Raw genomic sequence first — 12,785 nt, 5'->3', positions numbered from 1 at the left:
GGGTGTGCCGGCCAAAGGCCGGCACGGCCGCTTTTATTGGCAGGCCTCGCAGGCTTCCGGGTTTTCCAGCGAGCAGGCGATGGCTTCGTCCGGGCTGAACACCTTGGCCGGGGCTGCGCTGCTCACCGTGGTCTTGGCGATCTTGGTGGCCGGGCGCGAACGCAGGTAGTAGGTGGTCTTGATGCCCTGCTTCCAGGCGTACATGTACATGGAGGACATCGCGCCGATGTTCGGGCTTTCCATGAACAGGTTGAGCGAGGCCGACTGGTCGATGAAGGCACCACGCTCGGCGGCCATGTCGATCAGCGAACGCATCGGCAGTTCCCACGCGGTGCGGTAGACCTCGCGCAGCGTTTCCGGAATCTGTGCCACGCCGGCGATGGAGCCTTCGGCCAGCTTGATGGCATCGCGCATGTCGGCGGTCCACAGGCCCAGCTTCTTCAGCTCGTTCACCAGGTAGCGGTTGACCTGCAGGAAGTCACCGGACAGGGTCTCGCGCTTGAACAGGTTGGACACCTGCGGCTCGACGCACTCGTAGCAGCCGGCGATCGAGGCGATGGTGGCGGTCGGTGCAATCGCGATCATCAGCGAGTTGCGCAGGCCATGCTCCTTGATGCGGGCACGCAGGGCATCCCAGCGCGCGGTGTCTTCCGGCACCACGTTCCAGGCGTCGAACTGCAGTTCGCCACCGGCGGCACGGGTGTCGTTGAACGACGGGTGCTTGCCGCGCTCCTGGGCCAGCTCGCAGGAGGTTTCCAGCGCGTGGAAGTAGATCGCTTCGGCAATCTTCTTCGACAGGGCGCGGGCTTCGGCGCTGTCGAACGGCAGGCGCTTGCGGAAGAACACGTCCTGCAGGCCCATGCAGCCCAGGCCGACCGGACGCCAGCGCAGGTTGGCGCGGCGGGCGGTTTCGATCGGGTAGAAGTTCAGGTCGATGACGCGGTCGAGCTGGCGCACGGCCAGGCGCACGGTCTCGGCCAGCTTCTCGAAGTCGAACTCGTTGTGCTCGTCGAAGTGGTTGCCCAGGTTGATCGAACCCAGGTTGCACACCGCAGTTTCATCGTTGGAGGTGACTTCCAGGATTTCCGTGCACAGGTTGGACAGGTGGATCACGTTGCCGGCGCGCAGGGTCTGGTTACTGGCGCGGTTGCACTTGTCCTTGAAGGTCATCCAGCCGTTGCCGGTCTCGGCCAGCGTACGCATCATGCGGGCGTACAGCTTGCGCGCGGAGATGGTGCGGTTGGCCTTGCCCTGGGCTTCGGCCTGCAGGTAGGCCTGCTCGAAGGCTTCGCCGAACAGGTCGGTGAACTCCGGCACGACGCGCGGATCGAACAGCGACCATTCCTGGTCGGCCTCGACGCGCTTCATGAACAGGTCCGGCACCCAGTTGGCCAGGTTCAGGTTGTGCGCACGGCGGGCTTCGTCACCGGTGTTGTCACGCAGCTCGAGGAAGTCCTCGACGTCGGCGTGCCAGGTTTCCAGGTAGACGCAGGCTGCGCCCTTGCGCTTGCCGCCCTGGTTCACCGCGGCCACGGACGAATCCATGGTCTTCAGCCACGGCACGATGCCGTTGGAGTGGCCGTTGGTCGACTTGATCAGCGAACCACGCGAACGCACGCGGGTGTAGCTGACGCCGATGCCGCCGGAGAACTTCGACAGCTGGGCGATGTCGCCGTACTTGGAATAGATCGACTCCAGCGAGTCCTGCGGCGAATCCAGCAGGAAGCACGAGGACAGCTGCTCGTGGGTGGTGCCGGAATTGAACAGGGTCGGGCTGGACGGCAGGTAGTCCAGGTTGCCCATGCGCTTGTACAGCGCCAGGGTCTCGGACACATCCTCGCTCAGCGCGCTGGCAATGCGCAGGAAGAACTGCTGCGGGGTCTCGATCACCTTGCGGGTGTGCGGATGGCGCAGCAGGTAACGGTCGTACAGGGTACGCAGGCCGAAGTAATCGAAGTTCAGGTCCAGCGAGATGTCGATGGCATCGTTGAGCTTGCGCGCGTTGGTCTGCACGAAGTTCAGCAGGCGATCGTTGATCAGGCCGACTTCATGGCCACGGCTGACCGACTGCGAGAAGGCATAGATTTCCTGGCCCGAGACTTCCTTGGCGATGTAGTTGGCCAGCAGGCGCGCAGCCAGGCGGCCGTACTCGGGCTCTTCACCGATCAGCAGGGCGGCGGTGCGGATGGACAGTTCGTCCAGCTCGCGGGTGGTGGCGCCGTTGTACAGGCCGGAAATGGTGCGGGTGGCCACGCGCATCGGATCGACGGCGTGCAGGCCTTCGGAGGAACGCTGCACCGCGCGCACGATCTTGTTCAGGTCCACCAGTTCGGTCGTGCCATTGCGCTTGGTCACACTCATCGCGTTGGCCGTCGGCGGCGACGTCAACAGGAATTCGCTTTCCTTCTCGATGGTGGCGCTGGATTCGGTGGTCACGGCGTGTGTCCTCTTGGCGTGATTGGTGGGTGCTCGATGCATCGGGTGACGCAGCCCGGGACATGACAGCCCAGGATGGCAGGACGGCGTCGCAGGGGATGAGACCCTGCGCCTGCCACTGCCGTTGACGATCGCGGATGGATACCCCGGGCACCCCCTGGAATTGGGGTTGCTGCGACCGACGGCCACAAGATAGTGGGGGTAATGGGGTCCGTCAACGCCAAATGTAGTGAAATTCGGCAATCCCTTGCGCCGCAAGGATCGTGCCATCGGCGCCCGGATCAGACGCTTCAGACCTGCCGGAACGGGCTGCGCAGTCAAGCCCGAAAGGCGTCATCACGGTGGTACAACGCACCGCGAAAACGGAACAATGACAGCTTCACATGACAGTGATGAAACTGGCTAGGGACAACCCTGTGGATAGGTGGTGGGCAGTCGGTGGGAAAGCCGGTATGGCCGGACGAATCGCCATCGCGCAGTGACTTTCGGCGGGTGACGGCGCCTGCCGAACGCGGGATGCTGGGGTCCTGCAATGACCGGAAAGGATTCCACCATGCGCCTGTCAGCACCCGCCTTGGCCCTGCTGGCTGCTGTGGTCACCGTACCTGCAATTGCCGCTGACACCCCGAAGCTGCGCGCGGACCAGTGCGGTATCCACACCGACTATGACGTGCTGGTGGACAGCGGTGGCATCTGGCTGCGGCATGGCCCGCAGGCACCGCACGAGGTGGTGTTCCACGATGGCGTGCTGAGCCTGGACGACACGATCGTGCCGGTCAGCGAGGCCGACGCCGCCCGCCTGCGGCAGATGGAGGCCGGGGCGCGGCAGCTGATGCCAGCGGTCACCGCACTGGCCCATGAAGTCTCCGGGGTCACCTTCGATGCGCTGGACGCCGCCTTCGAAGCCATCACCGGCAAGTCCCGCAACCGCCAGATGCGTGCAATGCGCGGCGAGATGCAGGACTGGATCGACGCCAGCCTGGGCCGCGGCTACTGGGAACAGGAGAGCTTCGGCGATGGCTTCGACGCGCACATCGAGCAGATGGCCGAGACGATGGCCGGGTCGATGACCCGCAGCGTGCTGTGGCAGGTGTTCACCGGCCGCGCCGGCGCCATGGAGCGCCGCGCCGACCGCCTCGATGCCGAAGTCGACCGCCGCATGGAAGCACGCAGCCAGCAGCTGGAGGCCAAGGCCATGGCGCTGTGCCCGCTGGTGCAGTCGCTGGCAGCGGCCCACGACGCGCTGGAGGTGCGCTACCAGGGCCAGCCACTGCGGCTGCTGGAGCGCGGCGAGAGCGTACGGGTAGAGCACGGCGATGGCTCGGGCCTGCATGTGTCGGCCGGGCCGGATGAGCGGCCGCGTGGGAACGCCGTGGCGCCGACCCGGTAACCGCGCGGCGGATGCCGGCCAGCGGCCAGCACTACCGGAACCCTGGCCGGCAACGCATTTACCTGGGTGGCGCCCTCACGCCCGGTGCGGGGTACCCAGGTACTCGGCGCTCTGCATTTCGATCAGGCGCGAGGCGGTGCGCTCGAACGCGCCCTGCAGGCGCTGGCCGGTGTACAGCTCGATCGGCGAGGTACTGGCGGTGCAGACCAGGTTGACGTGGCGGTCGTACAGTTCGTCGATCAGGTTGACGAAGCGGCGCGCGGCATCTTCGTTCAAACGGTCGAAGGCGGGGATGCCGCCCAGCAGCACGGTGTTGAACTCGTGCGCGATCTCGATGTAATCCGACGGGCCACGCGGGCCTTCGCACAACGCGGCGAAATCGAACCAGGCAATGCTCTTGCCACGGCCGCGCACCGGGATCTTGCGGCCTTCGATCTCGATGTTGCCGGGCTTGGCCGGCTGGCCGCCGCTCAGTTCGTTCCAGCGCGTGGCCAGCCACTCATCACTGTCGGCGGCCAACGGTGCGCGGTACACCGGCGAACGGGTCAGCGCGCGCATGCGGTAGTCCTCGGTGCCCTCGGCGTACAGCTCCACGCAGAAGCGCTGCAGCAGGCCGATGGCCGGCAGGAAGCTCTCACGCTGCAGGCCGTTGAGGTACAGGTTCTCCACCGCGGTGTTGGAGGTGGTCACCAGGGTCACGCCCTCGGCGAACAGGCGCTCCAGCAGCCGTGCCAGCAGCATCGCGTCGCCGATGTCGGTGACGAAGAATTCGTCCAGCACCAGCACGCGCAGGTTGCTGCGCCATTCCTGGGCGATCTTCGCCAGCGGGTCGCTCTGCCCCTGGTGCTCGCGCAGGCGCTCGTGGACGCTGCGCATGAAGCGGTGGAAATGCGTGCGGTACTTCTGTTTGATCGGCAGGCCGTCGTAGAACAGGTCGACCAGGAAGGTCTTGCCACGGCCGACGCCGCCCCAGAAGTACAGACCCTTCACCGGCTCGGGCTTCTTCCAGAACGAGGACAGGCGGTCCAGCCAGCCGTCTTCGGCGCTGTCGACCAGGCCCAGGTGGATGCGGTCCAGTTCGGCCAGCGCTGCGTGCTGGGCCGGGTCGTTCTGCCAGTCGCCACGGGCAACCCCTTCCGCGTACCGCTGCGACGGGGTCAGCTCGGTTGCACTCATGCCGCCGCGCCCAGCCAGTGCTTCACGCCGTGGGTCAGCGCGCCACGCAGATCGATCAGCTTGCGGTGGAAGAAGTGGCTGGTCTCGGGCATGCGCACCAGCTCATGCGGGACGTCCAGCGTGTCCAGCCACTGGTAGACGGCCTGCGGGTCGACGATCTCATCCTGCTCGCCCTGGATCACCAGCCAGCGCGCCGGCGGCGCGATGCCATCGAAGTCCCAGCGACCGGCCGGCGGCGCGATCGAGATCAGCGCTTCCGGCTGCAGCGCGGCAGCGGCCTTCAAAGAAACGAACGAGCCGAAGCTGAAACCGGCCAGCCACAGGCGGTCGTCCGGGCGCTGGCTCTGCACCCAGGCGGCGACGGTCTTCAGGTCATCCTGCTCGCCCACGCCGTGGTCGAACTCACCGGCCGACGCGCCGACGCTGCGGAAGTTGAAGCGCACCGTGGTGATGCCCAGCTCGCGCAGGGTGGTGGCGGTCATGGTGACCACCTTGTTGTGCAGGGTGCCGCCTTCGGTAGACAGCGGATGGCAGATGATGGCCACGATCGGCTGCGCCGGCACATCGGCCTTGGGCAGGTCGACGACCACTTCCAGCGGGCCGGCCGGGCCGGCCAGTTCGAGGCAGGCGGTTTCGCCGGGGGCGACGGGGAACGAAGGCTTGTGCATGGCACCATGATACCGTCCCCTGCCCCTGCCCTGTGCCCGCCCCATGCTCTACCTGTCCTTGGCCGTGATCTGCAGCGTGCTGGTTTCGGTGTTGTTGAAGGTGGCCGGACGCCGCCAGCTGGATGTTGCGCAGATGGTCACCTGGAACTATCTGGTGGCGGCAACGCTCACCGCCGTGGTGCTGCAGCCGCCGCTGGATGCGCTGCGCGCGCCGCACGCGCCGTGGCTGTCTTTGCTGGCACTGGCGGTGGTGCTGCCATCGATCTTCCTGGTGCTGGGCCGCGCGGTGGCGGTGGCCGGCATCGTCCGCAGCGACGTGGCGCAGCGCTTGTCGTTGCTGCTGTCTTTGGCCGCCGCCTTCCTGTTCTTCGGCCAGACTGCGACGCCGTGGAAGCTGGCCGGTCTCGGCCTGGGCCTGCTGGCGATGGTGGCGATCAGCCTGCGCCCGCGCGGCCCGGCGGTGGCGTCCTCACCGGGTGGCTGGGGCTGGCTGCTGGGCGTATGGGCCGGGTTCGCGGTGGTCGACGTGCTGCTCAAGCAGGTGGCGCTGTCCGGCACGCCGTCGATGGCGGCGGTGCTGGCCAGCTTCAGCGTGGCCTTCGTGCTGATGCTGGCACTTCAGCTGTGGCGGCACGCCAGTGGCCGCAGCCGATTGGCCTGGCGCAACCTCGGTGCGGGCGCGCTGCTGGGGCTGCTCAACGGCGGCAACATTCTTTTCTATGTGCACGCGCATCAGTCCATGCCGGAGAGCCCGGCCACCGTGTTCGCCGGCATGAACATCGGCGTGGTGGTGCTGGGCGCGCTGGTGGGCGTGTTCGCCTTCGGCGAGGCCACCACGAAGTGGAACCGCGCCGGGCTGGCGCTGGCGGTGCTGGCGATTGGATTGATCGCCTGGGGCTGAGCATTTGATTGCGACGGACCATTTCCGGCAAATCGTTTCCGCAACTCCGGAGAGGTGTCACTTTCTTTGCGCGCAAAGAAAGTAACCAAAGAAACGCTCCGCCAGCCGCGAGCCGGTGCTGTGCACCGGTACCCTGCGCTTCTCGGTGAACCAGGGGACGGCGCCGAACTCGCTACGCTCAGACATCGGCGCCTCTTCGCCCCTGATTCACCTGCGATGCTCGGCTCGCTTGAAGGCGGACTGAAAGGTCAAAAGCAACAGCAGGATCAGTGCCGCCCCATGTACGCGCCTACACCCAAGCGGATGCCCAACCGCTGGGTTATTTATCGAAACCCAGCAACAGCGGGTCGTGGTCGGAGCTGCGCCACGGGCCCTGCACGTTGCGGCCCTGGTAGCCGCTGGCGTCCTGTTCGTCGGCATTGCTGTGCCACTCGGCGGCACCGCGCAGGCGCTGGGCCATGCCCGGGCTCAGCAGCGCGTGGTCGAGGCGGCCGGTATAGCCGTTGTAGACGTAGCTGTAAGGATGCTCGACCTGGGCGACCTTGAATGCGTCCTGCCAGCCCAGGTCATGCAGGGTGCGGATCGGGTCTTCCATCGCGTAGGCGTTGAAATCGCCCAGCAGCACCACGTCCTTCACCTTCAGGCGGCCAGCTTCGGCCTGCACCCACTGGTTCAACTGCTTTGCCGATTCCACCCGGGTGGCATTCCAGCAACCCTGGCCATCGTTGCGGTCGGCATCGCCGCCGCTGGCATCACGGCAGCCCTTGGACTTGAAATGGTTGGCGACCACCATGAACGGTGCGCCCTTGCCCTGGAAAGCCTGCGCCAGCGGTGCGCGGCTGTGTTCGGCGAACGGACCGTCGGTTCTGGTCAACGGCTTGCCCAGCGGCTTGAACGCACTCCTGCGATAGATGATGCCAACCCGGATCGGGTTGCTGCCCGGCCCCTCGCCGGCATCGACGAAGGCCCACTGCTTGTCGGCGGCAAGACCGGCGTTGAGGGCGCTGACCAGTTCGGCGATGGCCGACTGCGGGCCATAGCCATCGTTTTCCAGTTCCATCAACGCGGCGATGTCGGCACCGAGCGCGTTGACCGTGGCCACCAGCTTGCCGACCTGCGCCTTGTGCTCTTCCAGCGTGCGCGCGCCGCGCAGGGTCGGGAAGCCACCGCCCTGGCCATCGCCATTGAAGAAGTTCTCCAGGTTGAATGCAGCGATATGCAGGCTGCCCGGCACCGTCGGCACCGCCGGACGCTTCAGCTCGGGCAACGTGAGTGCACCCTCGACCTGCAGGCGCGGACGGCCCTGTGCGTCCACGTGCACGACACCTTCCACATTGCGCAGCTGCATGCCGGTGCGCAGCACCGGGTTGGCTGGCAGGTAGGCCACGCTGGCCGGGTCGCGGGCTTCGCTGCCGTCGTCCAGCAGCAGGCGGCGGCGCTGGTTGTCGGCCATCACCTGCTCATAGCCGGCAGTACCCGGCGCGGCCACTTCGGTCGGCTGCCAGAGGCGGCCATCGAAGGCCACGGTGAGCTGCCCAAAGCGCTCCAGGCCATCGGTGCCGGCCAGGGTGAGCGGTGCGGCGATGCGCACGCGCTGGCCATCCAGCGCACGCCAGTCGGCCGGCGCGGTGGTCAGCACCACGGTGGCGCTGCTGCGCGCGGCGGACGGCGACGCGACCGGTGCGGCCTGCGGCTGGGCCTGGGCAAAGGCGCCGGCCGGCAGCAGCAGGGACAGGGCAAGGGCGAGGGAACGGCGGCGCATCGACGGGCGACTCCATGGAAGAGGCGCACAGACTAACCCTGAAATACGAAACCCCGCCTGCGGGCAGGGTTTTGACCTTGGTGGGCAAAGCCTGGGTCGTGCCGGCCGCTGGCCGGCAACCTCATGACCTTCATGCCATGCGTGGTTGCCGGCCAGCGGCCGGCACTACCGGTTACTTCAGGTTGCCCAGCATCCAGTCCACGGTGGCGTGGATCTGTTCCTCGGTCAGCGCCGGGTTGCCGCCCTTGGGCGGCATGATGCCGCCATCCGGACCGGTATAGCCCTCGATGGCGTGCTTGTAGAGAGTGTCCTTGCCCTGTGCGATGCGCTTGTCCCAGTGCGAATGGTCCAGCGTCGGCGCCATGCCCACGCCGGTGGTGTGGCAGGCGGTGCACAGGTTGTCGAAGATGACCTTGCCGTCCTTGGTGCCGCCGTAGGCCACCTGCGAGGCGGCCTTGGCCAGCGCGGCGGCCTTGGCCGCAGCCTGCGCGGCGGCGCCGGTGCTGCCGGCATAGACCGCGCCGGTGGGCGAGATGCGCTGCTCGGTGCGCTTGGCCGCGGTCGGCGACACCTCGGGCGGAATCCGGGTGTGGATGTAAGCGGCAAGGAGGATGAGGCCGAGGGTGATGGTCGCCAGCAGCGCGATCACCATGGAGAAGCGTTTCAGGAACTCCAGATCGTAATTCCGCACTCTTCGTTACCCCTGGCTGATAGTCGTTGGACCACGGCTGAGCGACTGCGTGATGGACCGAGTATAGAACGCGCTGTGCGTGCGACAACAGGCGTCACTGCTGGTGCGGCGCAGCATTCGGACCCGGTAGTGCCGGCCGCTGCCCGGCATCGCCAGCCCGCCGGATGGATCGTGCAGAAGCCGGCCAGCGACCGGCTCTACCGGATTACCGGGCGCCGATCGCGCGCAGGCAGAAGCTGCAGATCGCATCCACCAGTGCGTCTTCGTCGCGGTGTGCTTCGCGGCTGGGCGCGGTCGGGCCGACCATCGCCTCGGTGAAGGCGCCGACCAGGCAGGCGGCGGCCACATGCGCGTCCTGCGCCGGCAGCTCACCGGCGGCCACGCCCTCCTCCACCAGCCGCAGGAACACGTCGCCGAAGGCACGACGACCACGCATGCGCTCGGCTTCCACGTCCGGGTCGACCGGTTCGACGATGAAGGCATGCGCCAGCCCCGGCCCGGCCAGGGCGCGGCGGACGAAGGCGGTGATCGCCAACCGCAGGCGCTCGCTGGCCACCTCCGGGCCGCTGGCGATGCGCTCCATGATCGCGACCTCGTGGGCCACCGCGGCGTTGAGCACCTCCACGAACAGCTCGGCCTTGGACGGGAAGTGCCGGTAGATCAGGCCGGTGGACACCCCCGCCTGGGTCGCCACGGCGGTCACCGGGGCATTGCGCCAGCCCCCGGTGGCGACCAGCTCACGGGTGGCCAGCAGGATCCGTTCACGGGCCCCGGCCAGGCGTTCTTCCATCAGTGCAGAGCGTTTGTAGGCCATGTTTTGATTCTAGTTTCAATTTTTGAATTTGTATTCACTTCTTACCCGAACCCCGCTACGCTGGGGTCCAATCGCCCGTGCGGGCAGCGGTCCTGCAGACCGCCGCCCGCTCCCCCGCCGGGTGCGTCCATTTCCTGCCATCCCGCCGTGGAGCCACCACAATGCACGTGCCATCCCTGAACTTCGACCTTGGCGAAGACATCGACCTGCTGCGCCAGAGCGTGGCCCATTTTGCCGCCGCCGAGGTCGCACCGCTGGCCGCCGAGGCCGATGCCAGCAACCAGTTCCCGCTGGCCCTGTGGCCGAAGCTGGGCGAACAGGGCCTGCTCGGCCTCACCGTGGAAGAAGAATACGGCGGCACCGGCATGGGTTACCTGGCCCATGTGGTGGCGATGGAAGAAATCTCGCGTGCCTCCGGCGGCATCGGCCTGTCCTATGGCGCGCACTCCAACCTGTGCGTGAACCAGCTGCGCAAGAACGGCAACGAAGAACAGAAGCAGCGCTTCCTGCCCGGCCTGTGCAACGGCAGCCTGGTCGGCGCGCTGGCGATGAGCGAGCCGGGTGCCGGTTCGGACGTGGTGTCGATGAAGCTGCGCGCCGACAAGCGCAGTGATCGCTACGTGCTCAACGGCAACAAGATGTGGATCACCAACGGCCCTGACGCCGACGTGCTGGTGGTCTATGCCAAGACCGACATGGAGGCTGGCGCCAAGGGCATCACCGCGTTCCTGGTCGAGAAGGGCATGAAGGGCTTCTCCACCGCGCAGAAGCTGGACAAGCTGGGCATGCGCTCCTCGCCCACCTGCGAGCTGGTGTTCCAGGAATGCGAGATTCCCGAAGAAAACGTGTTGGGCCAGGTCGGTGGTGGCGTGCGCGTGTTGATGTCCGGCCTGGATTACGAGCGCGTGGTCCTTTCTGGTGGCCCGCTGGGCCTGATGGCCGCGGCCATGGACGTGGTCATGCCCTATGTGCACGAGCGCCACCAGTTCGGCGAACCGATCGGCAGCTTCCAGCTGATCCAGGCCAAGATTGCCGACATGTACGTGGGGCTGGGCGCGTGCCGCGCCTACGTCTATGCCGTCGCGCGCGCCTGCGACCAGGGCCGCACCACCCGCCAGGATGCCGCCGGTGCCATTCTGTACGCCGCCGAGAAGGCCACCTGGCTGACCGGCCAGGCGATCCAGATCCTGGGCGGCAACGGCTACATCAACGAATATCCGACCGGCCGCTTGTGGCGCGACGCCAAGCTGTATGAAATCGGCGCCGGCACGTCGGAGATCCGCCGCATGCTGATCGGCCGCGAACTGTTCCAGCGCACCCTGTAAGGCCACTGCGATGACCGTACTAAGCACCCAGCTGCAACCGGGCAGCGAAACGTTTGAAAGCAACCGCGCGGCCATGCAGGCCGTGGTCGACGACCTGCATGCCACCCTCGCCCGCACCGCGCTGGGTGGCAGCGAAGCCGCACGCGCCAAGCACACCGCGCGCGGCAAGCTGCTGGTGCGTGACCGCATCGACGCCCTGCTCGACCCCGGCAGCGCCTTCCTGGAAATCGCGCCGCTGGCTGCGCACGGCATGTACGAAGACGCCGTGCCGGCCGCTGGCGTAGTGGCCGGCATCGGCCGCGTCAGTGGCGTGGAATGCGTGATCGTGGCCAACGATGCCACGGTCAAGGGCGGCACCTACTACCCGATGACGGTGAAGAAGCACCTGCGCGCGCAGGAGATCGCCGAGCAGAACCACCTGCCGTGCATCTACCTGGTCGATTCCGGTGGTGCGTTCCTGCCACTGCAGGACGAAGTCTTTCCCGACCGTGACCATTTCGGCCGCATCTTCTACAACCAGGCCAACCTGTCGGCGCAGGGCATTCCGCAGATCGCCTGCGTGATGGGCAGCTGCACCGCTGGTGGTGCCTATGTGCCAGCGATGAGCGACGAGACGGTGATCGTGCGCGAGCAGGGCACGATCTTCCTCGGCGGCCCGCCGCTGGTGAAGGCGGCCACCGGCGAAGTGGTGACGGCCGAGGAACTCGGCGGTGCCGATGTGCACACGCGCATCTCCGGCGTGGCTGACCACATGGCCGACAACGATCTGCAGGCGCTGGCACGGGTGCGCGCGATCATCGCCCAGCTCAACTGGCGCAAGCCGGAGCCGGCGATGGCGGTGCAGGCCAACGAGGAACCACTGTTGCCGGCGCACGAGCTGTATGGCGTGATCCCGGCCGACACGCGCAAGCCCTACGACGTGCGCGAGGTCATCGCGCGCCTGGTCGATGGCTCGCGCTTCGATGAGTTCAAGCCGCGCTACGGCGCAACGCTGGTGACCGGCTTTGCGCATCTGAACGGCTACCCGATCGGCATCATCGCCAACAACGGCATCCTGTTCTCCGAGTCGGCACTGAAGGGCGCACACTTCATCGAGCTGTGCACCCAGCGCAACATCCCGCTGGTGTTCCTGCAGAACATTACCGGCTTCATGGTCGGCCGCAAGTACGAACAGGGCGGCATCGCCAAGGACGGCGCCAAGCTGGTGATGGCCGTGGCCTGCGCCAAGGTGCCCAAGTTCACCGTGGTCATCGGTGGTTCGTTCGGTGCCGGCAACTACGGCATGTGCGGCCGCGCATACTCGCCGAACTTCCTGTGGATGTGGCCGAACGCGCGCATCGGCGTGATGGGCGGCGAACAGGCCGCCAGCGTGCTGGCCACGGTCAAGCGCGATGGCATCGAAGCCAAGGGCGGCCAGTGGCCGGCAGTGGAGGAAGATGCATTCAAGGCACCTATCCGCGACCAGTTCGAGCAGCAGGGCCATCCGTACTACGCCAGCGCGCGCCTGTGGGATGACGGCGTGATCGATCCGGCCGACACCCGCCGGGTGCTGGCCCTGGCGCTGTCGGCCAGCCTCAACGCCGCCCCGCAGCAGACGCGCTTCGGCGTGTTCCGCATGTAAC

General features: G+C 66.9%; 10 protein-coding genes. 4 read left to right on the top strand and 6 right to left on the bottom strand.

Annotated features, from left to right (window positions below):
* Positions 1 to 33: 33 nt before the first annotated feature.
* Complete coding sequence (locus ACSYAO_RS01130; protein WP_049462817.1) at positions 34 to 2,436, bottom strand: ribonucleoside-diphosphate reductase subunit alpha; 2,403 nt, start codon at positions 2,434 to 2,436, stop codon at positions 34 to 36.
* Between the two features lie 553 nt (positions 2,437 to 2,989).
* Here ACSYAO_RS01130 and ACSYAO_RS01125 point away from each other — a divergent pair.
* Positions 2,990 to 3,826: a DUF2884 family protein gene (locus ACSYAO_RS01125; RefSeq protein ID WP_049462816.1), complete on the top strand. Its 837-nt coding sequence runs from the start codon at positions 2,990 to 2,992 to the stop codon at positions 3,824 to 3,826.
* A gap of 75 nt (positions 3,827 to 3,901) precedes the next feature.
* Here the strand turns inward: ACSYAO_RS01125 and zapE are convergent, their stop codons facing one another.
* Both zapE and ACSYAO_RS01115 read right to left on the bottom strand, forming a co-directional pair.
* Positions 3,902 to 5,002, bottom strand: a complete 1,101-nt coding sequence (zapE, locus tag ACSYAO_RS01120; protein WP_032128212.1) for a cell division protein ZapE — start codon at positions 5,000 to 5,002, stop codon at positions 3,902 to 3,904.
* A complete protein-coding gene (locus ACSYAO_RS01115) occupies positions 4,999 to 5,670 on the bottom strand; it encodes an alpha/beta hydrolase (RefSeq protein ID WP_049462815.1) in 672 nt (223 codons plus the stop codon). Before ACSYAO_RS01115 ends, zapE begins: the two co-directional genes overlap by 4 nt.
* A 43-nt stretch (positions 5,671 to 5,713) precedes the next feature.
* Between ACSYAO_RS01115 and ACSYAO_RS01110 the strand changes: the two genes are divergently transcribed.
* A complete protein-coding gene (locus ACSYAO_RS01110; protein ID WP_049462814.1) occupies positions 5,714 to 6,571 on the top strand; it encodes an EamA family transporter in 858 nt (285 codons plus the stop codon).
* 319 nt (positions 6,572 to 6,890) lie between these two features.
* Here the strand turns inward: ACSYAO_RS01110 and ACSYAO_RS01105 are convergent, their stop codons facing one another.
* The 3 genes from ACSYAO_RS01105 to ACSYAO_RS01095 all read right to left on the bottom strand — a co-directional run bounded on the left by ACSYAO_RS01105 (position 6,891) and on the right by ACSYAO_RS01095 (position 9,838).
* Complete coding sequence (locus ACSYAO_RS01105) at positions 6,891 to 8,333, bottom strand: ExeM/NucH family extracellular endonuclease (RefSeq protein WP_049400583.1); 1,443 nt, start codon at positions 8,331 to 8,333, stop codon at positions 6,891 to 6,893.
* A 172-nt stretch (positions 8,334 to 8,505) separates the two neighbouring features.
* The gene (locus ACSYAO_RS01100) at positions 8,506 to 9,024 is read right to left on the bottom strand and encodes a c-type cytochrome (protein ID WP_005407662.1); all 519 of its coding nucleotides are present in this window, start codon (positions 9,022 to 9,024) and stop codon (positions 8,506 to 8,508) included.
* A gap of 205 nt (positions 9,025 to 9,229) precedes the next feature.
* Positions 9,230 to 9,838 (bottom strand): TetR/AcrR family transcriptional regulator, encoded by a 609-nt coding sequence (locus ACSYAO_RS01095; protein ID WP_005407661.1) that lies wholly within the window; start codon positions 9,836 to 9,838, stop codon positions 9,230 to 9,232.
* Positions 9,839 to 9,999: 161 nt separating this feature from the next.
* On the opposite strand from ACSYAO_RS01095, the gene ACSYAO_RS01090 reads away from it, so the two are divergent.
* Positions 10,000 to 11,163 (top strand): isovaleryl-CoA dehydrogenase, encoded by a 1,164-nt coding sequence (locus tag ACSYAO_RS01090; protein WP_049462813.1) that lies wholly within the window; start codon positions 10,000 to 10,002, stop codon positions 11,161 to 11,163.
* A 10-nt stretch (positions 11,164 to 11,173) separates the two neighbouring features.
* The gene (locus ACSYAO_RS01085; RefSeq protein ID WP_049462812.1) at positions 11,174 to 12,784 is read left to right on the top strand and encodes a carboxyl transferase domain-containing protein; all 1,611 of its coding nucleotides are present in this window, start codon (positions 11,174 to 11,176) and stop codon (positions 12,782 to 12,784) included.
* Position 12,785: the final 1 nt, after the last annotated feature.

The organism is Stenotrophomonas sp. STK16_22, from assembly GCF_051984505.1.
Lineage (GTDB): Bacteria > Pseudomonadota > Gammaproteobacteria > Xanthomonadales > Xanthomonadaceae > Stenotrophomonas > Stenotrophomonas maltophilia_A.
Note: the sequence above shows the minus strand (reverse complement) of the source record. Positions and strands in the feature narration are given on the sequence as shown.

Excerpts from the sequence above, each read along its gene's own strand:
- ACSYAO_RS01125 (WP_049462816.1), top strand. The coding sequence starts at position 2,990 with ATGCGCCTGTCAGCACCCGCCTTGGCCCTGCTGGCTGCTGTGGTCACC.
- zapE (WP_032128212.1), bottom strand. The coding sequence starts at position 5,002 with ATGAGTGCAACCGAGCTGACCCCGTCGCAGCGGTACGCGGAAGGGGTT.
- ACSYAO_RS01115 (WP_049462815.1), bottom strand. The coding sequence starts at position 5,670 with ATGCACAAGCCTTCGTTCCCCGTCGCCCCCGGCGAAACCGCCTGCCTC.
- ACSYAO_RS01110 (WP_049462814.1), top strand. The coding sequence starts at position 5,714 with ATGCTCTACCTGTCCTTGGCCGTGATCTGCAGCGTGCTGGTTTCGGTG.
- ACSYAO_RS01105 (WP_049400583.1), bottom strand. The coding sequence starts at position 8,333 with ATGCGCCGCCGTTCCCTCGCCCTTGCCCTGTCCCTGCTGCTGCCGGCC.
- ACSYAO_RS01095 (WP_005407661.1), bottom strand. The coding sequence starts at position 9,838 with ATGGCCTACAAACGCTCTGCACTGATGGAAGAACGCCTGGCCGGGGCC.
- ACSYAO_RS01090 (WP_049462813.1), top strand. The coding sequence starts at position 10,000 with ATGCACGTGCCATCCCTGAACTTCGACCTTGGCGAAGACATCGACCTG.
- ACSYAO_RS01085 (WP_049462812.1), top strand. The coding sequence starts at position 11,174 with ATGACCGTACTAAGCACCCAGCTGCAACCGGGCAGCGAAACGTTTGAA.